The following is a 21,113-nucleotide window of genomic DNA, read 5'->3' on the forward strand; positions in this document are numbered from 1 at the left end:
ATTTTCATGAACTACGAACTTTCCCACCTCCCCCAACGCACTCCTAAACCCAGAGAGAGCGGTTTCACCATGGCCATGGACAAAGGCCTAAGCTTAAGAGAAACTGAGAATTTTGTAGAGGTAGCTGGAGAGTACGTTGACATTGTGAAGTTAGGCTGGGCTACTTCGTTTGTCACCCCCAACTTAGACAAGAAGATAGATATCTACCGGGCCGCCGGAATTCCTGTTTACCTGGGAGGGACTTTGTTTGAAGCTTTTATTGTAAGAGGGCAGTTCGAGGATTACCGTCGGTTACTGGACAAGTACGGCTTGACCTTCGCCGAGATTTCTGATGGTTCCATTGACATGGACCATAGCCTAAAATGCGAATATATCCGAACGCTGGCTCAGCAGGTAACCGTATTATCAGAAGTAGGGTCAAAAGATGACACCAAGATCATTCCTCCTTACAAATGGATCAGCCTCATGCAGGCCGAGTTAGATGCCGGTGCCTGGAAAGTGATTGGTGAGTCTAGAGAAGCCGGTAACGTAGGGCTTTTCCGGTCTACCGGAGAAGTGAGAAGTGGCTTAGTAGAAGAAATCCTGACCAAAATTCCTTCTGAGAGAATCATCTGGGAAGCTCCCCAGAAAGCCCAGCAAGTTTTCTTTATCAAATTATTAGGTGCCAATGTGAACTTAGGAAATATTGCGCCTAATGAGATTGTGCCTTTAGAAACGATCAGATTAGGGCTACGGGGCGATACCTTCACGCACTTCCTTGACAAAAACTTATTAGACAAACTAGTCTAACCCACTTTTTAAAAGGTACATCCCCATGGAGTTACTCCGCCAGTTCATCGATCTATTTCTGCACCTAGACCAACACCTGAGCCAGATCATCTCTGACTATGGCACCTGGACCTACGCCATCCTGTTCCTCATCATCTTTGTGGAGACAGGCGTGGTAGTAATGCCTTTTTTGCCTGGTGACTCCCTGCTGTTTGCTGCCGGGGCTTTTGCAGCTACCGGAGTTTTGAATGTTTGGATACTGCTGGCATTGCTCTTTGTGGCCGCTTTCCTGGGAGATACCTTAAACTACCTCATTGGAGACTATTTTGGGCCCAAGGTTTTCCGGCGAGACTATCGGTTCCTGAAGAAAGAGTATCTGCTCAAAACACAGGCTTTCTATGACAAGCATGGAGGCAAGACCATCATCTTTGCACGGTTTATTCCCATCATCCGGACGTTTGCGCCTTTTGTGGCTGGGGTAGGAACCATGAAGTACAGCAAGTTCCTTTCTTATAACATCATCGGTGGCTTTCTGTGGGTAGTAGGTTTTGTAGCTGCAGGCTTCATCTTCGGGAACATTCCTTTAGTGAAGAAAAACTTCACCTTAGTAATTTTCGGGATTATCTTGATCTCCGTCATTCCACCAATCTATGAATTGGTAAAACAGAAAATGAGCCCCAAGCAGCAGTAAACGTAGGTAGTGCCCAACTCTCAGAATACTGCCATGATGAATGAATACGGCCTGATTGGATACAAGCTCACTCACTCTTTTTCTCAAAAGTACTTTACTGAAAAGTTTGAAACAGAGGGAATAAAGGACAGTATCTACCATCTTTTTGAGTTAGATAGCATTTCTGAGTTCCCAAGCCTTTTACAACGCCATCCTAATTTAAAGGGGCTTAACGTTACCATCCCCTACAAAGAGGCCATTCTTCCCTACTTAGATGAGTTGGATCCGGCTGCGGCCCGCATTGGAGCGATCAATGTGGTCAAATTTGAGAATGGCCGTTTTATTGGCCACAATTCAGATTATCAGGGGTTCATGCAGTCCCTGCAGAACTTCTTTCATTGTCACCCCCTTTCACAGGCTTTGGTGCTGGGAACGGGTGGGGCGGCCAAAGCAGTGATGGCAGCACTGGAGTACATGAACATTTCTTATAAAGTAGTTTCCCGGGAGAAGAAGCCCGGTATGCTGACATATCAGGAACTCACGCCCAGTGTCATGTCTTCGGTGTCCCTGATCATCAATGCCTCTCCGGTAGGTACTTTCCCCAACCACGACCAGGCACCGGCCATTCCTTTTGACCTGTTGTCTTCTCACCATTATCTGTATGATCTGGTGTACAACCCTGCCGAAACGCTTTTCCTGAAGCGCGGCAAAGAGGTGGGCGCCAAAACCATCAATGGATACGAGATGCTGTGCCTGCAGGCCGAAGTTGCCTGGCAAATCTGGAACAGCTAATTCTATTTCTTACCAATTTTCCTGAAATCGGCCAAAAACAAAGGCTTTCTTATTGCTTTTGTAACTGGCAACTCTTCTGTTTTTCAGGTATCTTTCTCTTCAACAGTTTGGACCCTCGTGGTTGCAAAATAATTCTCTCTTGCAGAATTGTTGATGCAACCTTTCGCTCATCTCAAGGCTCTTAGCAGTAGAAGATCATTTAAGTGACCCTCCGTTGAAGATTTTCAAGCCCAAAGATCCTACCGAGGCAGACCTGATAAAGCGGGCTGTAGACGGCAAGCGCGATGCCCAACAGATACTGTACCAACGGTACGCAGGCAAACTGCTGGCCGTGAGTAAGCGGTATGCCCGCACAGATTTTGAGGCCGAGGATATTTTGCAGGACTCTTTTGTGAAGGTGTTCCTGTACCTCAAAAACTTCAAGGGAGACTGTCCGCTGGAGTTCTGGATTAAACGCATTGTCATCAATACCGCCCTGAAACACCAACGCGCCAACCGTCACCTAATGGTCACCGACCAAGATGAAGAATGGGATGAAGCGTCAGACCACGACAGCATTGACAGCCAGTTTGCCTACGAAGAGTTGTTGCAACTGGTGCGGGAGTTACCACCCCGGTACCAGGCCGTGTTCAACCTCTATGCCATTGAAGGCTTTTCACACAAAGAAATAGGAGAGATGCTTGAAATCACCGAGAGTACCTCTAAATCACAATACTCCCGCGCCCGCGCCAGCTTACGGCAGGCGTTGTTGCGGTTAAAAAAGCAATACCATGAAAGAGTCACCGGCTGAACACGAACAAGGCCAGTCTGTGGAAGATGTCTTCCGGAATGGCTTTGCTGGAGCTGAAAGCGCACCTCCCTCCAGAATTTGGGAGAATATAGATAGAGAATTAGAGAACCATGAGTTGCACCGGTACAAAAAGCAGGTGATGTGGTACCGTTCCCTTGCGGCTGCTTTCCTGCTGCTTTTGCTCTCTGGAGGAATTATCCTATGGAAACAAAGCCCTCATTCAGGGGGAGGTCAACTAAGCCAGGTAACCAGCCAGCAAAAGAGCCAAAGCATTGATGCTCCTGCAGAATCTGATCAGTTAGAAGAAAGTAAATCCCTTGCACCACATAGCAGAAGAGAAGAAATAGCAAATACGGCAGCAACAGGTAAGGAGAAGTTAGCAGCTGTTTCAGAAGCCATTTCTGCAAAACAGCCTCAAAACAGAAATCATCAATCGTTTCCTACCTCGCAGGGAAGAGGCACAGCTTTGACTAAAATTGAAAGCTCTGCTAAGGAAGTAGCTCCGTCGCAAAGCATTGATGAGTTACAGAAGCAGCAAGAAGTAATCGCCGGAATACAACCTGAGCGGAATAGTAATCCTGTTCCGGAAGAGAAGACACCCACTTCCTCACTTTTTAAGATAAATCTAAGTGATAAGTCTTTTTCTAAAACGTTGGCTAACAGTTTGTCATCTTCTATGGAAATGCCAGTCGGGATGGATTCACTTCCCTCAACTTCTAAAAGAACCATTTTGGCCCCAAAAGAAGCAGAGGTAACTACTTTGGCGCAGACTCCTCCGGCAGGCAAGGGCCCTGAGAAGGAAAACGCTGACATGTCAAAATGGAGTGTGACCATGGCCTATACTCCACAGTATTCTTATGCCCCGGTAAAGCTTGGGAATAACTCTTCTATGGGAAATGCCGCTTCTTTGAACCAACCACCGGTGTACCAGCAGTACCAGGAGGCGGTAGATGAATACAATAACAGTTATTCTCCCACTTACTCCTATTCTACTATGGTTGGAGCTAGCTATAAAATCAATGAGAAATGGCAGCTGGAAAGTGGGGTGCTTTATACCCAGAATGAGGCTACTACCACCCAGTCATATATTGTGTATGGAGGAAGTAACAGATCTGCCTTTTATTCTCCCGGTAATATGAGCAATACTTATTCAGACGCGAATAAAAGCACGCCTCTGGTAACAAACGCTCTGGGGCGTGAGGGTTTAAACCAGCCCATTTATGTGACAAGAACAAACCAATACAACACTAAATACAAGTACCAGCAGATAGGCCTTCCGGTGCGGATAGGTTATCGGATGAACCTCAAAAAGTTGTTTGCGCTCATTTCAGGTGGCGTGAACATGAACCTTCTGGTAAAGAATTCCATTGCCCCGGAAACAAGCCAGGTAGAAACGGTAAGGTTTGGATTGAATGATAAAGAGTCGCCTTTTAGAAATATACAATGGGCCGCTTCTACTTCTATTGGGGTAGGATATGATGTAACTGAGAAAATGAGTATTTTAGTGGCGCCAGAATTTACGTATTCTCTCACTCCTATGGTGCGGGAGGAGCAACAACAGGCAAATACTTACCAGCTTGGATTGAGTATTGGCGGCAGATGGCGCCTCACTAAATAAATTTTTTTAATAAAAAGTAGGGGTAGACCCTGGTTTAATGGTCTACCTTATTCAACATACTTTTACCAAGCTTTTTACCAATATGCACAAGACTTGCTCTATCCCCAAAGTAGTAAGAACCTGGGCGCTGCTTTTTTCTGTCCCTTTATACATGGGAACCGCAGCACTTCTTCTGAAGGAAGAAATTAAAGATGTTGTAAACGTGAAAGAAAAAAACATGGTGGCGGTTGTAGGAGAGAAAGTAAAGAATGCTCTCATTGACAAGCTTATAAAACAGATTATTCTGGTTTTACCTTAGTTTTTCTACTTCTTTCCATAAACAGAGTAACGCATAAAGGAACAAATGAAAAGAGTGATCTGGTCTTTTCTGGTTTGTGCAGGCCTGATGGCTTTCTCCGGTTGCGAGGAGGAGGAAGTTTCCAGTGACTGCTTCGAGGCAGTGGTATTAGACCAGGGCTGCGGAACCGTGTTGGCGGTTTTGGATACGGCTGCCGCCAGCATTGTTGGTGCCAAGCCCAGCAATGATTCAGTGTACGTGAATACATTTGACCTGCATCCTTTTTATCAGGTACCTGGCAAGAGATTGTATATCACTATTAAATCTGTTCCGCCTGATGAGGCTCCCCAATGCCCAGGCTTTATTCCTATTATCTACCCTCATATCAGGGTGCTTACCGTAAGTGAGACTCCTTGTGATTAGAGCAAAAATTCCTTTAAGAGTAGCTCTTGAAACGTCGCTTCACATGAGCGGCGTTTTTGCGTTATTTTAGTACACCAATACAAAAAACGCTAGCATATTTAGCAGAGAGCTAAACTCTCTTGTGCCGCTTGGTGTTATAATACGTTACCTTTGATCGTATTTTCTCCTCTATGGATTTCAAATTAACATCAGAATTCAAACCAACCGGTGATCAGCCGAAAGCTATAAAAGAATTAGTGCGCGGCATCAGAACGGGTGAACATGCCCAAGTACTGCTGGGTGCTACTGGTACAGGTAAAACCTTTACCGTGGCTAATGTGATACAGGAGGTGAAAAAGCCTACGCTGGTGCTTTGCCATAATAAAACCTTAGCTGCGCAGCTATACGGGGAGTTTAAGCAATTCTTTCCGGATAACGCGGTAGAGTACTTTATCTCCTACTATGATTACTATCAGCCTGAGGCCTACATAGCTTCTTCTGATGTGTTCATTGAGAAAGACCTGGCTATTAACGAGGAAATTGAGAAGCTCCGCCTTCATTGTACCTCAGCGCTACTCTCTGGTCGCCGTGATGTGATTGTGGTGGCTTCGGTGAGCTGTATCTATGGTATTGGTAACCCAGAGGAGTTCGGGAAGAACGTAATTCCGTTGGCACCGGGCATGAAAGTGAGCCGCAACAACCTGTTGTACCAGTTTGTGTCTATTCTTTACAGCCGCACCGAGGTGGAGTTCACACGTGGAACGTTCCGGGTGAAAGGCGACACAGTAGATATTTTTCCAGCGTACGCTGATTTTGCTTACCGCATCTATTTCTGGGGCGACGAGATTGAGTCTATCCAGCGCATTGATCCTCAGTCTGGGAAGAAGATCGCCGATGAAGAAGGAATTTCCCTGTTTCCGGCCAACCTATTCGTGACCGGCAAAGATACCTTGAACCAAGCCATCAACGAAATCCAGTTTGACATGGTGGCCCAGCACGAGTACTTCCTGAAAGAAGGCCGTGACGGGGAAGCCAAACGCATTAAGGAACGTACCGAGTTTGACTTAGAGATGATTCGGGAACTGGGTTACTGCTCTGGTATTGAGAACTACTCCCGCTACTTTGACCGCCGGGAGCCTGGTGCCCGTCCGTTCTGCTTATTGGATTATTTCCCAGATGATTTCCTGATGGTAATTGACGAGAGCCACGCAACCTTGCCACAGGTACGTGCTATGTGGGGTGGTGACCGTTCGCGTAAAACTGCACTGGTGGAATATGGTTTCCGGTTACCGGCGGCCATGGACAACCGTCCGCTTACCTTTAATGAGTTTGAAAGCGTCATGCACCAGGTTATCTTCGTGAGCGCCACACCCGGCGATTACGAGATTCAGAAATCGGAAGGTGTGGTGGTGGAGCAGATCATCCGTCCAACCGGTCTTCTTGATCCTGAGATTGAGATCAGGCCCAGCCAGAACCAGATTGACGATTTGCTGGACGAGGTAGACAACCGCATCAAATCCGGCGACCGTATTTTGGTGACCACGCTCACCAAGCGCATGGCCGAGGAACTGACCAAGTACATGGAGCGGCTTAACATTAAGGTAAAATACATCCACTCTGAGGTGAAAACCCTGGATCGGGTGGAGATTCTTCGCGAACTGCGCCTGGGCATTATTGACGTCCTGATTGGGGTGAACTTACTTCGCGAGGGGCTCGACTTACCGGAGGTAAGCTTAGTAGCCATTTTGGATACCGACAAAGAAGGCTTCCTGCGTGACCAACGTTCTCTGATTCAGACTATTGGCCGTGCCGCCCGTAACGAGAACGGAAAAGTGATCATGTACGCAGACCGAATGACTGGTTCTATGCAGCGTGCCATTGACGAAACCAACCGCCGCCGCACGGTACAGATGGAGTACAACCAGGAGCACGGCATTACGCCTAAAACCATCTTTAAGTCCAAAGAAGCCATCATGGAGCAAACCTCCGTGGCTGATTCCAATAGAACGAAGGAGCCGAAAGCCTATGCTGGTCCGGACGAGAGCCTGATGTCTATTGCTGCTGACCCGGTGGTGCAGTACATGAAAAAAGATGAGTTGGAGAAAGTCATCAAGAAAACTGAAAAGCAGATGGAAGCCGCGGCCAAGGAACTGGACTTCCTGCAAGCTGCCAAGTTTAGAGATGAATTAGCTGAGTTGCGCAAGCTGCTGAAAAACAAGCGCGATTAGCATCAACTAATAATATCAGGAAAGCCTCGCCTGTTTTGAAGTCGTTTCTATGAAATCGGCTCTGAAACAAGCGAGGCTTTTTTATAAGAATTCTACTCCTAAGTCAGTAGAACTATCTTCTTGGTTCTATGATACGTGTCAGTTTTTATAGAAACGTAGTAGATGCCGGAAGAAGTAAGGAAAGATTTCAATTGCAGCGTGTTAACTCCGGCTGAGGCTTTGTGCGCTTGTTTGTAAACTGTGGCGCCTTTGGTGTCTACTACCTGAAGCTGAACAGTGGAAGGTGCAGGAACGGAAAAGCGCAGGTTCAACTGGCCTTGAAATGGATTAGGGAAAGCCTCCAGTGTAAACGGAAGAACATCAGAAGGTTTATCACTACCCAGAGGGAGGATTTTGGAGTACACCACATTATCATATGGCTGCAGGGCGTAGATCCTGTTATGCTTGCTCTCCGCAAACTGGAAATGATGCAGACTGGAGGCAAAAGGCGGAGTCCCGATGTTCTGCATGTCTCTTGCCCAGGTTGCTCCTTTGTCTTTAGAAACCAAAATGCCACGGCTAGGCCAGTTGCTGGTCCACAGCGTACCGTCTTTGCTCACGTAAAAACTATTCGCGACTAGTTAGTCCCAGTAATTCCATGACGTGTTGTGGGTGAGGTACAAAGGGCGCCAGGTGTGGCCACCATCCGCTGATTTCAGAGTCCCTCCAACAGCTACAGTACCGTCGCTTCCGGCTACACCTACATAAAGGCTGTCATTTTCATCCACCGCAATAGAATACAGATGGGCCACATTGAAGTTGTCTACCTGTCGAAACCGGATGTCTACGGGTTGCCAGGTGGTTTGCTGCTTTTGCCGGGTATATAACCCTATCTTGGTATCTTGCTGCCCGTTGCCATCATGCGTACCCACGTACACCTGATTGTTTTTGCCGATAGCTATAGTCCAGGCGCTTAAAGTACCCGTCATGCCTTGGATGTCTTTCGTCCAGGTCTGGCCATTATCAGTAGAGGTGAAAACCCCGTCGCCTACAAAGAACTGTTCATCGCCGTCATCTTCGCCCAGGTCTCCAGTGACCAGATACAGCGTTCCCTCACTGTCTGCCACAATTTTTCTGATGGAGTAACTACTGCCAATGGGATGAGAACTCCAGTTTTGGCCTTGATCTAAGGAGCGGTAAACCATACCTTGTCCGCCCGCCAACAGGGTTCCATCTGCTTTTGCCAACATACTGACCACTGCGTGTGGCAATACCTGTTGCCAGTTCCTTCCATCGTCGGAGCAAAGTATACCAGCTTCAGCTGATCCAATGAAAATCCTGTCATTCACCGGACTAATAGTGATGCTGGTGGTATTTGCGAAATTGGAGCTAAGGGGCGAACTGGGAGTCCAGACAGCCTGTGCAGCCGCTTTTGTTGAAAACAGGCCTAAAATGAACAGTAAGATCAGCAAAGGTCTCATAGAATAAGCAGTTAAGAAAATATTTGTTTCAATTGAGATTCATGGAATAGGGAAGTAGTTGCAAGGAAAGGGAAAGTTTTCTTTGGGTATTTAGTCTTTAGGTAATTGTATATTAGTTGATTGCATGTATGGGTTTCGAAAGCCGAGGTAAAGTGCTCCTTAAGTAGTTAGGGGTATAAACGCTTGGAATGGTCTTTGCTTTTGAGGAAATACTTGTCTTTAGAATAAGGAAGTGGTTAGGAAATATCAAATGTCGGTGGAATTTAAGAGACAGGTAATGCTCCATTTAACCCTTATTATTCATGAAAAAACTTTTCCAACTGTTGTGGCTTCTGACCGCTCCTTTTTTGATGAGCTCTTGCTCAGAGGATGACGAACCTGCTCCAACTCCTTATTCCCAGCTTACCTCCACAGTGGTGTACTCCAGGTACACAAACAACGGTTACCTGCCTAAAGACCAACCAGTCACAGAATTGCGCGTGTATGATGGTGACACGGTACGCTACAACTTCCGGTTTGAGACCAATCAAGCTTTCAAAGATTTCAAGGTGTATGACAACATCAGAGGCCGTGATTTTCATTTGATGGGTACGCCCATTATTACTATAAGCAATGGGGTGACAGTGGCAGAATACAACTTGGTTTACGTAGTTGATGATGCCTTCATCAGAGAAATTCCTAATCGGGAGATCAAGTTGACGGTTGAACCAGAACTAGCAGATGGTACCGTCTATAAAGACCCCGCTACAGGCAAGCCAATGGAAATCCAGTTTAAGGTTTCCGACCCGTATGTGTACAGAGGAGCCAAACTGTACAATTACTTTGGAACTTCCAGAAACTCACTGGTGATTTTTGACTTAGGCATTGCTCAGCATCCCCGGCAGGCATTAGTAGACGAAAAATTCTTAAGTCCTTTTGCATTCCTCTCCAACAAAATGCCTCCTCGGGATTGGACTGACAGCCGATTTGAGCATTCCTTTACCTCTGGCCCAGATATGGGAGAAGGCAAAGTTACTTTCGTGAAAGTACCGGCAGGGGCTAAAAACTGGAATCAACCTAATCTGATTGCCACTGGAATGAAGCAGTATGGACCATGGGTAAGCACTGTCATCAATGCACAGGTAGGCGATGTGTATGCTTTCAAAGTGCGCTATGCTCGCCAAGAGTCTTGGGTGATCTATGGCGTAATGGAAGTAAAAGCCATTGTTGATGACCACGACACTTCTCAAGGCAATGGCCATGATAACGATTACATGGAGTTTGACATTAAATACTTTCCTGGGTATCGTTATTAACTTTTGACACTATCTTTTTGCTCTGCTTTTCATAAAACAGGTAAAAAACAGAAAAGCCACTTTACAACGTAGAGCGGCTTTTCTGTTTTTATAGTTGACTTAGATTAACTTATCTGGCGTGATAGGCAATTCCCTGATACGTTTGCCGGTGGCGTTGAAAATGGCGTTGGCAATGGCTGGGGCTACACCAATGATGGCGATTTCCCCGATCCCTTTAGTCCCATTCGGGTTATTGATTAAATCAGGTTTGTTCACGAAGATGGACGAAATGTTCGGCGCATCGGCGTGAACCGGCACGTGGTACTCGGCGAAGTCTTTGGTTACGTACCGCCCGAAGCGGTGGTCTATCACGGCTCCTTCGGTTAAGGCCATGCCAATGCCGCCTACCGCGCCGCCTATCATCTGGTTACCTGCTGTTTTGGCATTGATGATGGTTCCGGCATCGGCGCAGGAAACCATGTTAGTCACGCGGGTTTGACCGGTTAACGGATGTACCTGCACTTCAGCAAAATGCACCGAGTAGGAATACATGGAGTATTTCTGCCGAAGGCTGGCATCCGGACTGGACTCTTCGGTTACCTCTATCTCTGGTAAGTTCTGCTGCTTGAGAATATCCGCGAAAGAAAGCCGGGCGGAAGGAGAGGCTGCCAAGGAAACGTATCCATCTTTGAAGGTCAGATTTTCTACGGTAGCACCTTTAAAGCTGGTGTCTGCGTTACCGGCTACCATGCTGGTTAACCGCTGCTTCAGTACCTGGCACACGGCATGCACCGCTGAACCTACCGTGGCCACCGTTGCAGAACCACCCTGGCTTGGCGAAGGCGGATACAAGGAGTTACCTAACTCAAACACAATCTTCTCTGGAGGCAAGCCCAGGTTCTGTGCGGCAATCTGCACCATGGCCGTTCCCGTACCCGGACCAATGTCCGTGGTGGCGCTTTGCATCACCAGCGTACCATCCTTATGCAAAGTAGCTTTCACCTTAGCCCGACCACGGTTTGCTCCGAAGGTTCCTACGCCCATGCCGTAGCCTACCAGCCACTCGCCATTTTTCAACATGCCGGGTTGCAGCTGGCGCTTGCTCCAGCCAATCCGCTCGGCACCCATTTGCATGGCTTCCTTCAGGTATTTGGTAGACCAAGGCAGGTTTTTCTCCGGGTCTTTATCGGTGTGGTTAATGAGGCGGAACTCCAGTGGATCAATGCCCAGCACATACGCCATCTCATCTAATGCACATTCCAAGGCGAAAGCACCCGTCGCTTCACCGGGGCCGCGCATCCAGATGGGCGTGCTTACGTCCAGCGGAAGGATGCGGTAACGGGTGGTCACGTTGGGGCTGGTGTACATCATGCGGGTCTGCTGCAAGGTAGACTCGGTGAATTCCTCGTAGGAAGAAGTCTGCCCGATGGCCTCATGCGTGATAGCAGTGATTTTTCCGTCTTTGGTGGCGCTCATGCCCACTTTCTGCCAGGCATGTGGCCGATAGCCTACCATGGTAAACATCTGCTCGCGGGTGAGCATCAATTTTACCGGTCTGTTTACTTTCTTCGCGGCGATGATAGCAGCCGTTTCGTGCGGCCAGGTATGTAAGCCGTTCCCGAAGGCACCGCCCACAAACGTGGCAATCACCTTCACGTTCTCCACCGGAATGCCCCAATCCTTGGCAAAAGCATTCTGGGTGCCAATCACTGCCTGTGTTTTGTCATACACAGTTAGCTTGTTGTCTGCTTCCCAGTGTGCGATGATGGACTGCAACTCCATGGGGTTGTGAAATTCCGTAGGAATAACGTATTCGCTTTCAATTTTGAGTGGCTCGTTTTTATAAGCATCTTCTTTGCCGCGCACGTAGTCGTTGAGTCCGTGTTTAGGGTTGCGCTTGGCAGCAGTAGGCAAGAAAGCCTTAGACGTGTTCTGGTTGAAGTCTGTGGCGTGTTTGTCTTCGTTGTACTGCGCTTTTACCAATTTAGCCGCATAAATAGCCCGTTCTAGGGTATCTGCTACTACTACCGCAATGGGTTGATCGTTGAAGTGGATCTTGTTGTCAATGAACACCCGAAGCGGTTGACCGATCGGTTTGGGCTCAGTAGGGTGTGCCGCCTGGGCGTACCCGGGGACTTTGGGAGCGTTCTGGTAATGCAACACAGCAATCACACCCGGTGCATTTTCGGCTTTTTTAGTGTCTATGCTTTTGATGGTGCCTTTGGCGATGGTGCTGCCCACCAACACAGCATGCGCCATATTAGGCAACTCGTATTCAGCAGAGTATTTGGCGGCACCTGTTACTTTCAAGCGGCCATCTACCCGGTCCATCGGCTTACCAACGGTATCTTGGAAGAAATAATCTTTCATAAGGAAGAGGGTTTAAGCAACACCCGATGCGTTTTTCAGGGCCTGTACAATGGTGTTAGGACCTAGAGTAAGTTTGAATTTATTATGTTCAAATGCCTTGGCGCCGCGCATGGCAATTTCAGCAGCTTGCCGGAAAGTGGCTTCGTTCGCCGGTTTACCGGCCAGGAACTGCTCGGCTTCGTTCAGGCGCCACGGTTTGTGCGCCACACCACCCATTGCCAGTCGCGCCGATTTGATGTTGCTACCGTCTAGATCCAACGCTGCCGCGACAGAGACCAACGCGAATGCATATGAATTCCGGTCCCGCACTTTGAGGTAGTTGACGTTTTTGGTATAAGGGTTCTCTGGCACATCCACGGCCATGATCAGCTCGCCTTGCTGCAGGTTCGTGTGAATCTGCGGCGTATCACCAGGCAGTCTGTGGAATTCTACAAACGGAATTTTCCGGTCACCTTTGGGGCCAGATACCAACACTGTTGCGTCTAAAGCTACCAAAGCCACATTCATGTCGCTCGGGTTGACGGCAATGCATTTATCACTGTGCCCGAAGATGGCATGCATGCGGTTATAGCCGCCAATAGCGCTACAGCCGGTGCCGGGTTCACGTTTGTTGCAGGGCATGGCGGTGTCATAGAAATAAGGGCAGCGCACGCGTTGCATCATGTTTCCGCCCACTGTGGCCATGTTCCGCAACTGCGCCGAGGCACCTGCGTTCAACGCCTGAGACAACAGCGGATGCTTCTCCAGCACCAGTTTGTCTTCGGCTACGGCACCATTCAACGCCAAAGCTCCAATGCGCACGTTGTTGTTTTCTCTTTCTATTTTCCGGAGCGGAAGTTTGTTGATGTCTACTAGTTTCTCGGGGTTCATGACCCTGCGCTTCATGAGGTCTACCAGGTTGGTGCCTCCGGCGATGAACATGGCCGTCTGGTCCTTGGCTACCGTTTCAATGGCCGCCTTGGGTTTGCTGGGTTTAACGTACTGGAACCCGATCATACTTTCTGTCCTCCGTTTTTAACCTCTTTGATGGCATTCACAATGTTGGGGTAAGCGCCGCACCGGCAGATGTTCCCGCTCATGTACTCGCGGATCTCATCGTCAGAATCAGCATGGCCTTCTTTGATGCACGCCACAGCACTCATGATCTGGCCCGGGGTGCAGTAGCCGCACTGGAAACCATCATGCTTGATGAAAGCTTCCTGCATGGGGTGCAGTTTATCGCCATCGGCGAGGCCTTCTATGGTGGTGATTTCCTTGCCGTCTACCATGGGCGCTAAGGTAAGGCAAGACAGAACGCGCTGCCCCTCTACGTGCACGGTACAAGCACCGCACTGTCCGTAGTCACAGCCTTTCTTGGTGCCGGTAAGGTGCAGTTGCTCGCGCAGTAAGTCCAGCAAAGTGGTACGAGGCTCCACAGAGAGTTTCTGCTTCTTGCCGTTGATGTTCAGGGTTACTTTCACCTGCTCAAACACCGCCGCTACTTTCTCCTCAAATTTCAGTTCAGCAGCTTTAATGGCTGCAGTAGGAGCCAGTGCCAGTGCCGTAAGTAGAGAAGATTGCTTTAGGAAAGTACGCCGGGCGTCTGAATGCTGTGCTTGACCACCCTCGCCCTCTGGAAGATGTTGGTCGGGTAATTTATCTTGGGGCATATAAAATCTAGGTTGGATTACGAAATCAACTACTAGTATACGCACATACCCAATTAGAAAGTGTATAAATAAGGTGTGATTTAACCGATTTTCTCGCTTAAAAGGTGTTTAAAGGCTTAACTGATTCAGGCTTGGATTCTGGAAAGTAGCCTAGAAACGACTGACTTACGCCTGATATACACAGGTTGAAAGCTTCACGAACTCTTCTTCCGTATCTTTGCCAGAAAATTACTCCACATGTCTGCTCAAATTCTTGATTCCATTACTTTCCGCAGGGGCACTTCCGCCGATGCGGATTTACTCGCCGATTTAGGTTGGCGCACCTTTGACGAATCGTTTGCCCCTTACAATACGCCCGAAGACATGGCTGCTTTCAAGCCCACCATGTACGCCCCGGAACTGCAAGCGGCAGAGTTGGCGGACCCTAACACGGAATTTTTGATTGCCGAAGTAAAGGGAGATGCCGTGGCGTATATCAAGTGGAACACAGGACCTGCTCCCGCTGAAATCACAGGGGAGAAGCCTTTGCAGGTAAACCGGCTGTACCTCTTGCAGGCTTGGACCGGCTGCGGTTTAGGCGATGCTTTGATGAAAATGAGTTTAGAACGCGCGAGGCAAAACGGACATGACGTGGTGTGGCTTACCGTGTGGGAAAGCAACGACCGCGCCATCCGGTTCTACCAAAAGTACGGTTTCAAAGAAGCAGGAGAGCTGACCTTCGTCTTAGGCGAAGACGTGCAGCGTGATTTGTACATGCAGCGGGAGGTTTAGGCCCGTTTCTTACAAAGAAAGCCTGAAACCTCCTTACACTACCAACAATCCACGCTCCCGCAAATCCAGCCAGGTATCAGTGATCAGGAACTCCTGGAACGTGAACATCTGGCCTTCGGGATAGTCAGCGGCCATGTCTTTCAGCAGGAATTTGGTGCCGTAATCCTCTGCCAGGCGGGTGAGCCAGGTATGCAGCCATTGGCCAATTTCCGGGGTGGTCCGGATTTCGTATTCCTCTGTTTTCTCGGTGAAGGTGAGCAGGGCATTGTGGAAAGTGCGGCCTTTCTTGGTTTTGGTCACCACTTCTAGCTCAGGCGCATTGCCTAACCACAACACGCGCAGGTTCTGCTTTTCAGAATCCGGTTTGCCGATAGCTTCTACTGCTTGGGCAATCATATTCTTCGGGTGGGAGGCACGGGGCACCTTAAAGTCAAACCAGAAGGAAAGCGGTTCATCCAACCCAATGCCGTGCATGTAGTTATACAGCGCTTTTGCTAAACCAGCCCCAAAAAGCTCATGATCGGCACCCTGCGGGTCTTCGTGCCACAAGTCATTGTCAGCGAACAAGCCGGGTTCAGGACCTACTTTCACCACGCCGTATTTTTCAGGGTTCTTGCCTACCGGGCTGTGCGCCGTCATAGAGAACCGGTGCCAGTAGCCCGATTGAATGACATTCTGTTCAAAAAGCTGGCGCACTACTTCCAGGGAGTCCATGGTCTCTTGCGCGGTTTGGGTAGGGAAGCCGTACATCAGGTAGGCGTGCACCATAATGCCAGCGGCGGTGAAGTCACGCGTTACACGCGCCACTTGGGCAATGCTCACGCCTTTCTCCATCTTCGCCAATAGACGGTCAGAAGCAACTTCCAATCCACCGGACACTGCTATACAACCACTGGCCGCCAGCAAACGGCATAAATCAGCGGAGAAGGTTTTCTCAAAACGGATGTTGCCCCACCAGGTAATCTTCACACCCCGGCGCAGCAGTTCAATGGCTAGGTCACGCAACGCCAGTGGCGGAGCGGCTTCATCCACAAAATGGAAGCCGGTTTGTCCCGTCTGTGCAATAATCTGCTCAATGCGGTCCACCAGCAAGGTGGCAGGCGCGGTCTCATAGCGGGAGATGTAATCTAAGGTAATGTCGCAAAAAGAACAGCGCTTCCAGTAGCAGCCATGCGCAATGGTGAGTTTGTTCCAGCGGCCATCAGACCAAAGGCGGTGCATGGGGTTGAGCACCTCCACCACGCTCAGGTATTCATGCAGTTTTAAATCGCTGTAATCAGGCGTGCCTACTTCGGTGTGCGGAATATCAGCGTCAGTGGCGGCGTTGAGGTATTGCACTTCGCCGTCCAGCAACAGGAACGTGCGTTGGAGTTGCTCTACAGAACGTTGGTCCTGGAAATGCTCCAGTAGCTTCAACCACGGACCTTCGCCGTCATCTAAGGTGATGAAGTCAATGTAGTTGAAGATGCGGGGTTCGCGTAGGCTTCTCAGTTCAGTATTGGGGTAACCGCCACCCATCAGCGTTTTCACGTGCGGGTACTTCTGCTTGATCAATTGAGCCAACCGCAACGCGCCGTACAAGTTGCCCGGGAAAGGTACGGTGAAACCCACCACATCTGGTTGTACTTCCTGCATGCGCTGGTCCAGCAGGTCCAGTAGCATTTGATCCACCAGGTTGGGTGCCGTTTGCAGCTCTGCTTCCAGCGGGTCAAAGGACGTAGCGCTCATGGCCAGTTTATCGGCGTAGCGGCTGAAACCGAAGTGTGGGCAAACAGTTTCCTTGATCAAATCGGCTAAATCTTCTAGGTACAACGTGGCCAAGTGCCGGGCTCTATCGGTGATGCCCATGGTCCCGAAGGCCTCTTCCAGATCAGCCAATTGCAGAAACCGGCTGGCTTCTGGCAGGAAGGAACCCAGGGCAATAGGATGCGCCAGGGTGCTGTCGCGGCCTTGTAGAAAACGGATGACCGGTTCAATAGTATCCAGGTACGATTTACGAAGGCGCAGCATCCGTTGGCTGTTGTCTGACAGTTCATAGGTGCCGTCCAGAATGGTTTGAAAAACCTGGTTCAGTCCTTTACGGGAGAACAGGCGCAAGACCAACTCCAGTCCAAAATCAGCCTGAGTCACGTTAAATCCCCGGTCACGCAGAAAACCTTTGATGTAGGCTGTGGCAGGATAAGGCGTGTTCAGCTGCGTAAGCGGCGGCGTGATGAGCAGGATTTTGGGAGCGGTGGTCAAGGGTAGCAAATTTGGGCAAAGGTACTAAATGGAGTTCTGAGTCTTGGGCTTACAGCTTAAGAATGCCTGTTTTCTGAAAAACAAGCTTAAAACCCGTTCCAATCAGATGCAGGTAAAACAGCTACTGAGGGCGATGAGTTCAGAACTTGAAAGGAGAGACGTTTTCTGAATTTTTAACTGAGAGTATAGGCTTGCGTATTATGGGTGCAGGCAAGATAAAGTGGAATGTGTCACGATTAAACAGAAGATAGTATGACTATTCGGCTCACAAGACCATTTAAAATAGGACTGGCCGTGCTGGTGTTGTTGCTGGCGTTCCGGATTGCTTTACCGTTCATTGTGAAAAAGTATGTAAACAAGACGCTAGAGGAGCTTCCCGGGTATACCGGCTATGTAGAAGATGTGGACATTTCTTTGCTTCGGGGAGCCTACCAGATTGACGGTTTGGTCCTGAAGGAAGAGAAGGGCAATCCCAAGTACCCGTTCCTGACTATTCAGGAAACCGATTTGTCTATTGAATGGAAATCTTTGTTTAAGGGCAAACTGGTAGGAGAAGTGATCATGCAAAACCCCGTACTGAACATGGTAACTGGAGGTGGCCAGTCTTCTAAATCCTCTAAAGAAGACCCTACCCTCAACCATTGGACTGAGGTGGTCAAAGACCTGATGCCCATAACCATTAACCGCTTTAGCGTGCACAATGGCAAGCTGGCCTTTATGGACTTCACCGCTTCGCCAGACGTGAAGCTGGATATTAACAGCATGGAATTAGTGGCCCTGAACCTGGCCAACGTGGAGGAAGTGGGTAAAAAGCTTCCCTCTTCGGTAACGGTCACCGGAAAATCTATTGGTGGTGGGACCTTGAAAGGGAAGATGCAGGTGAATGCGTTGAAGCGCATTCCAGATTTTGACTCTGACTTTCAGTTAACGGGAGTAAATCTCACCAGCCTGAACAGTTTCATCAAAGCCTACGCTAAAATTGATGTGGAGCGTGGCAAGCTGGACATGTATTCAGAACTGAAGCTAAACAACGGCCAGTTAGACGGCTACATCAAACCTTTCTTTGAGGAGGTGAAAGTGCTGAACTGGAAGAAAGACAAAAAAGAGGGTGGTGTGCTAAGTGCGGTGAAAGAGGCCGTGATAGGCATCTTCACCGAAGCAGCTGAGAACCAGCCTCTTGACCAGATTGCTACCCAAATTCCCATCAAGGGGAATATCAATAACCCACAGACCAACGGCTGGAAAACTTTTATCAATGTACTCAAGCACGCTTTTATTGATGCGTTCAGCAAAGGAATTGAAAATAGCTTGTAAGAAGTTCTGAGTATTGAAAGAAGTTCTGGGTGTACAGGTTGCAGGAAAGAATAACAGCTGCCAACAGGCAGAATTATGCTCTGTATAAAAGCAACCCTCCCTTTAAAGCCTGTTTTAGGAAAACAAGGCTTTAAAGGGAGGGTTGCTGACTTAGGAAGCTTTAAACAGGTTCTTAATGCTGGTGCTGCATGCCTTGGGAAGAGGTGCGCGCACGACTGCTGCCCATCATCAGGCCAGGGTTCAGGCGAAGGTAAATCTCTCCGGAAACCGGAGTCTTGCCATAAAGCGGCTTCAGTAATTTGTCTGGTGCGAAAACCGTAGCCTGTGCTCCAACGGTTAAATAAGTATTGGCAAAGCTGGCCACGCGTTGGCTGGTGCCCAGGGTGAGGGCGTGCACGTCAAAAACATTATGGTGGTCAAACTGGTCGGTAAGGTCAAGTTCACCGGGCGTTTTCTGCACATACTCGTAGCGACCGTAAATGGCAGTTTTATCCATTTGCATGTTAGCTTCAGCAATAGCTGAGTGCTCCTTGTGGTGACCACCGCCGTTGAAGCCCCAAATGAAGGCCGAGGTAAAGAAACGGTCACCCCCTCCGGGCAGCGGACGGCTGTACAAAGCAGAAGCAGTGGTGCGGGTCACGTCTTCCTCCGGTTCTATTGACTCAGGGCTTTTCAGCCAGCCACGGGATACTTGCAGGGCCCAGTTCTCGGTGGGGTTGTAAGACAGACGGGTAGAGTAGGAATCAAACCGCGCTTTGTCAAAGTCATAGCGGTTTTCATCGGGCTCGCGGCCCGTAAAGTTAGAGCCTTCAATCTTAAACTGCTTGTACCGGAAACCAACCGTGGCTACCCCGAAAGTAATGTGCGTGGCATCCTGCCAGTGGTGGCCCAGTGGCGACTCTGGGTTGTTGAACGCTGAGATGCGGTGCATGAACACGGGCGGGCCCACCGGCGGCTCTCCAGGGTATCCGAAGAAGCCATACACATCCATGTCCTGGTTCAGCATGTGCGTGTAGCCCACACTTATTTCAGAGAACAGATCATGCGGGTGCTGGCGGTCTACCAGGCGTTTGCCACCACCATAAGTCTCGCCACTCTGAAACAGCAATGGATATCCCCGGTCACCCATGGTCAGTTCGTCTAGGCTCATCATCACACTAAAGCGTAACAAACCACGTCTTCCCACTTCGCGTTGCGCCATGCCCATAAACCAGTTAGGGGCATCTAATTGCGTATCGCCGCGGGAGCCTTTGTTGAACAAATCCTGCCTGTTGTAGCGGAGCCAGAGTTGGCCGTGGAACATGAGCATCCAGTCGCCGGCGTGTTTCATGTAGCCGTACATAGGCGTGGCATCAGGGTGCCAGGAAGTACCGGAGCCGTTTCGGTTCATGGGCAGGTTACGGGAGAACGCGTGGCTCATGCCGCCCATGCTGTGGTTCATACCTGCGTGCTGCGTGGTGTCAGAAGTCATGGCTCCGTGGCTCATGTTCATACCGGGGTGGTGCTGGTGTCCTTTGGCTGTGTCTGCAGACATGGTGTGTCCTTCGTGGCCAGCTGTCTTTGCCCTGTTCAGGCTGTCTGCAGACATTTGATGTCCTTGGTGTTGGTGCGCAGTATCAGCAGCGGGCGAATGATGTTGGGAGTGGTCATCAGCTGGCGCTATCGGTTTGGCTTTGGTTGCCGCTGGCGTTGCTTGCTTTTTCGCGGCTTTCTTTGGGGTAGGTTGTGCCTTAGAAGGAATGGCCTTTGAGGCTGGGGCTACAGTCTTCTTAGGAGCGGCTTGCTTTACAGTTGGTTTAGTTTCTTTTTTGACCGGGGGAGGTGTGTGGTGCTCATGCTGTGCCTGGGCTGTCATTAGACCCAAAGACAAGGCTATAACAAGGGTGAAAATTGTTTTCATAGAGTATAAGGCAGTAATGGTGTTTGATCTTCCCTGCTACAATGAAAACGCAGAGCACCCCTTGGGGTTTAATATCATTCTGTAACACTTGTGTATAATTAAGTTTCAGATCTCTCTGCTGCTGAAAACAAGCCAGGTTCGGGTCTGTTTTCAGGAAAATAGACCAAAAAGGGCAGAAATCGTAGCTTTACCATTCATCAACTCTTTTGAATATGTTCCTGATTGAACTCACCTATAAAGTACCTTTTTCAGAAATTGAGCCATTCATGGCCGAGCACATGACCTTCGTGGAGAAGGGCTATAGCAGTGGGCATTTTTTAGCCTCGGGCCGGAAAGTGCCGCGTGACGGTGGACTTATCTTTTGCAAAGCCTCCGGCAAACCCGAGGTAGAAGCACTCATGCAGGATGATCCCTTCGTGTACCAGGATTTAGTAGAACTTAGAATTGTGGAGTTTGTCACCTCCAGAGCAGTTGAGGGACTTTCCGGACTTGCAGAAGGATAACATTATCATTTTAGGGTTGTTTCTAGAAAAACAGGCTGGAAACTGAAAGACAAACTCCGCCCCAATAGGCATCAGGAGGGCTGTTA

The 21,113-nt window shown here is 49.1% G+C and carries 19 protein-coding genes; 12 read left to right on the top strand and 7 right to left on the bottom strand.

Annotated features, from left to right (window positions below):
* Positions 1–6: 6 nt before the first annotated feature.
* From DC20_RS11265 to uvrB, 8 genes are all read left to right on the top strand, one after another.
* Positions 7–789: a phosphosulfolactate synthase gene (locus DC20_RS11265; protein ID WP_062543920.1), complete on the top strand. Its 783-nt coding sequence runs from the start codon at positions 7–9 to the stop codon at positions 787–789.
* Positions 790–814: 25 nt separating this feature from the next.
* Entirely contained in the window at positions 815–1,459 is a 645-nt protein-coding gene (locus DC20_RS11270; protein WP_062543921.1) for a DedA family protein, read from the top strand.
* A 33-nt stretch (positions 1,460–1,492) separates the two neighbouring features.
* Positions 1,493–2,230 carry a shikimate dehydrogenase family protein gene (locus DC20_RS11275; RefSeq protein ID WP_316934508.1) on the top strand — a complete coding sequence of 246 codons (738 nt, stop codon included), beginning with the start codon at positions 1,493–1,495 and terminating at the stop codon, positions 2,228–2,230.
* 214 nt (positions 2,231–2,444) lie between these two features.
* Positions 2,445–3,020: an RNA polymerase sigma factor gene (locus tag DC20_RS11280; protein ID WP_245652199.1), complete on the top strand. Its 576-nt coding sequence runs from the start codon at positions 2,445–2,447 to the stop codon at positions 3,018–3,020.
* On the top strand, positions 3,001–4,638 hold the full coding sequence (locus tag DC20_RS11285) for an outer membrane beta-barrel protein (protein ID WP_062543922.1): 1,638 nt from the start codon (positions 3,001–3,003) through the stop codon (positions 4,636–4,638). Before DC20_RS11280 ends, DC20_RS11285 begins: the two co-directional genes overlap by 20 nt.
* A 151-nt stretch (positions 4,639–4,789) precedes the next feature.
* Positions 4,790–4,936 (top strand): hypothetical protein, encoded by a 147-nt coding sequence (locus DC20_RS22860; RefSeq protein WP_157593137.1) that lies wholly within the window; start codon positions 4,790–4,792, stop codon positions 4,934–4,936.
* A gap of 45 nt (positions 4,937–4,981) precedes the next feature.
* On the top strand, positions 4,982–5,338 hold the full coding sequence (locus DC20_RS11295) for a hypothetical protein (protein WP_062543924.1): 357 nt from the start codon (positions 4,982–4,984) through the stop codon (positions 5,336–5,338).
* 170 nt (positions 5,339–5,508) lie between these two features.
* Positions 5,509–7,545, top strand: coding sequence for an excinuclease ABC subunit UvrB (uvrB, locus tag DC20_RS11300; RefSeq protein WP_062543925.1), 2,037 nt, complete (start codon positions 5,509–5,511; stop codon positions 7,543–7,545).
* A gap of 98 nt (positions 7,546–7,643) precedes the next feature.
* Here the strand turns inward: uvrB and DC20_RS11305 are convergent, their stop codons facing one another.
* Positions 7,644–8,144 (bottom strand): T9SS type A sorting domain-containing protein, encoded by a 501-nt coding sequence (locus DC20_RS11305; RefSeq protein ID WP_062543926.1) that lies wholly within the window; start codon positions 8,142–8,144, stop codon positions 7,644–7,646.
* A gap of 21 nt (positions 8,145–8,165) precedes the next feature.
* Positions 8,166–9,005, bottom strand: coding sequence for a WD40/YVTN/BNR-like repeat-containing protein (locus DC20_RS11310; protein ID WP_062543927.1), 840 nt, complete (start codon positions 9,003–9,005; stop codon positions 8,166–8,168).
* Positions 9,006–9,307: 302 nt separating this feature from the next.
* Between DC20_RS11310 and DC20_RS11315 the strand changes: the two genes are divergently transcribed.
* Positions 9,308–10,300 (top strand): hypothetical protein, encoded by a 993-nt coding sequence (locus tag DC20_RS11315; protein WP_062543928.1) that lies wholly within the window; start codon positions 9,308–9,310, stop codon positions 10,298–10,300.
* Between the two features lie 99 nt (positions 10,301–10,399).
* On the opposite strand, the gene DC20_RS11320 is transcribed toward DC20_RS11315, so the two are convergent.
* From DC20_RS11320 to DC20_RS11330, 3 genes are read right to left on the bottom strand one after another with little or no spacing between them, the layout of a single operon-like run.
* Positions 10,400–12,649 carry a xanthine dehydrogenase family protein molybdopterin-binding subunit gene (locus tag DC20_RS11320; protein ID WP_062543929.1) on the bottom strand — a complete coding sequence of 750 codons (2,250 nt, stop codon included), beginning with the start codon at positions 12,647–12,649 and terminating at the stop codon, positions 10,400–10,402.
* 12 nt (positions 12,650–12,661) lie between these two features.
* Entirely contained in the window at positions 12,662–13,645 is a 984-nt protein-coding gene (locus tag DC20_RS11325) for an FAD binding domain-containing protein (RefSeq protein ID WP_062543930.1), read from the bottom strand.
* The gene (locus tag DC20_RS11330; protein ID WP_062543931.1) at positions 13,642–14,298 is read right to left on the bottom strand and encodes a (2Fe-2S)-binding protein; all 657 of its coding nucleotides are present in this window, start codon (positions 14,296–14,298) and stop codon (positions 13,642–13,644) included. The genes DC20_RS11325 and DC20_RS11330 overlap by 4 nt, the downstream gene beginning before the upstream one ends.
* 237 nt (positions 14,299–14,535) lie before the next feature.
* Here DC20_RS11330 and DC20_RS11335 point away from each other — a divergent pair, with 237 nt between their 5' ends.
* Positions 14,536–15,069 carry a GNAT family N-acetyltransferase gene (locus DC20_RS11335; protein WP_062543932.1) on the top strand — a complete coding sequence of 178 codons (534 nt, stop codon included), beginning with the start codon at positions 14,536–14,538 and terminating at the stop codon, positions 15,067–15,069.
* Positions 15,070–15,102: 33 nt separating this feature from the next.
* Here DC20_RS11335 and DC20_RS11340 read toward each other — a convergent pair whose 3' ends face one another.
* On the bottom strand, positions 15,103–17,310 hold the full coding sequence (locus DC20_RS11340) for a B12-binding domain-containing radical SAM protein (RefSeq protein WP_062543933.1): 2,208 nt from the start codon (positions 17,308–17,310) through the stop codon (positions 15,103–15,105).
* Between the two features lie 252 nt (positions 17,311–17,562).
* Between DC20_RS11340 and DC20_RS11345 the strand changes: the two genes are divergently transcribed.
* Complete coding sequence (locus DC20_RS11345; RefSeq protein ID WP_062543934.1) at positions 17,563–18,624, top strand: DUF748 domain-containing protein; 1,062 nt, start codon at positions 17,563–17,565, stop codon at positions 18,622–18,624.
* Between the two features lie 172 nt (positions 18,625–18,796).
* Here DC20_RS11345 and DC20_RS11350 read toward each other — a convergent pair whose 3' ends face one another.
* Positions 18,797–20,524, bottom strand: a complete 1,728-nt coding sequence (locus DC20_RS11350; protein WP_062543935.1) for a hypothetical protein — start codon at positions 20,522–20,524, stop codon at positions 18,797–18,799.
* Between the two features lie 212 nt (positions 20,525–20,736).
* On the opposite strand from DC20_RS11350, the gene DC20_RS11355 reads away from it, so the two are divergent.
* Positions 20,737–21,027, top strand: coding sequence for a YciI family protein (locus DC20_RS11355; protein ID WP_062543936.1), 291 nt, complete (start codon positions 20,737–20,739; stop codon positions 21,025–21,027).
* Positions 21,028–21,113: the final 86 nt, after the last annotated feature.

It is taken from the genome of Rufibacter tibetensis (genome assembly GCF_001310085.1).
Taxonomy (GTDB): domain Bacteria; phylum Bacteroidota; class Bacteroidia; order Cytophagales; family Hymenobacteraceae; genus Nibribacter; species Nibribacter tibetensis.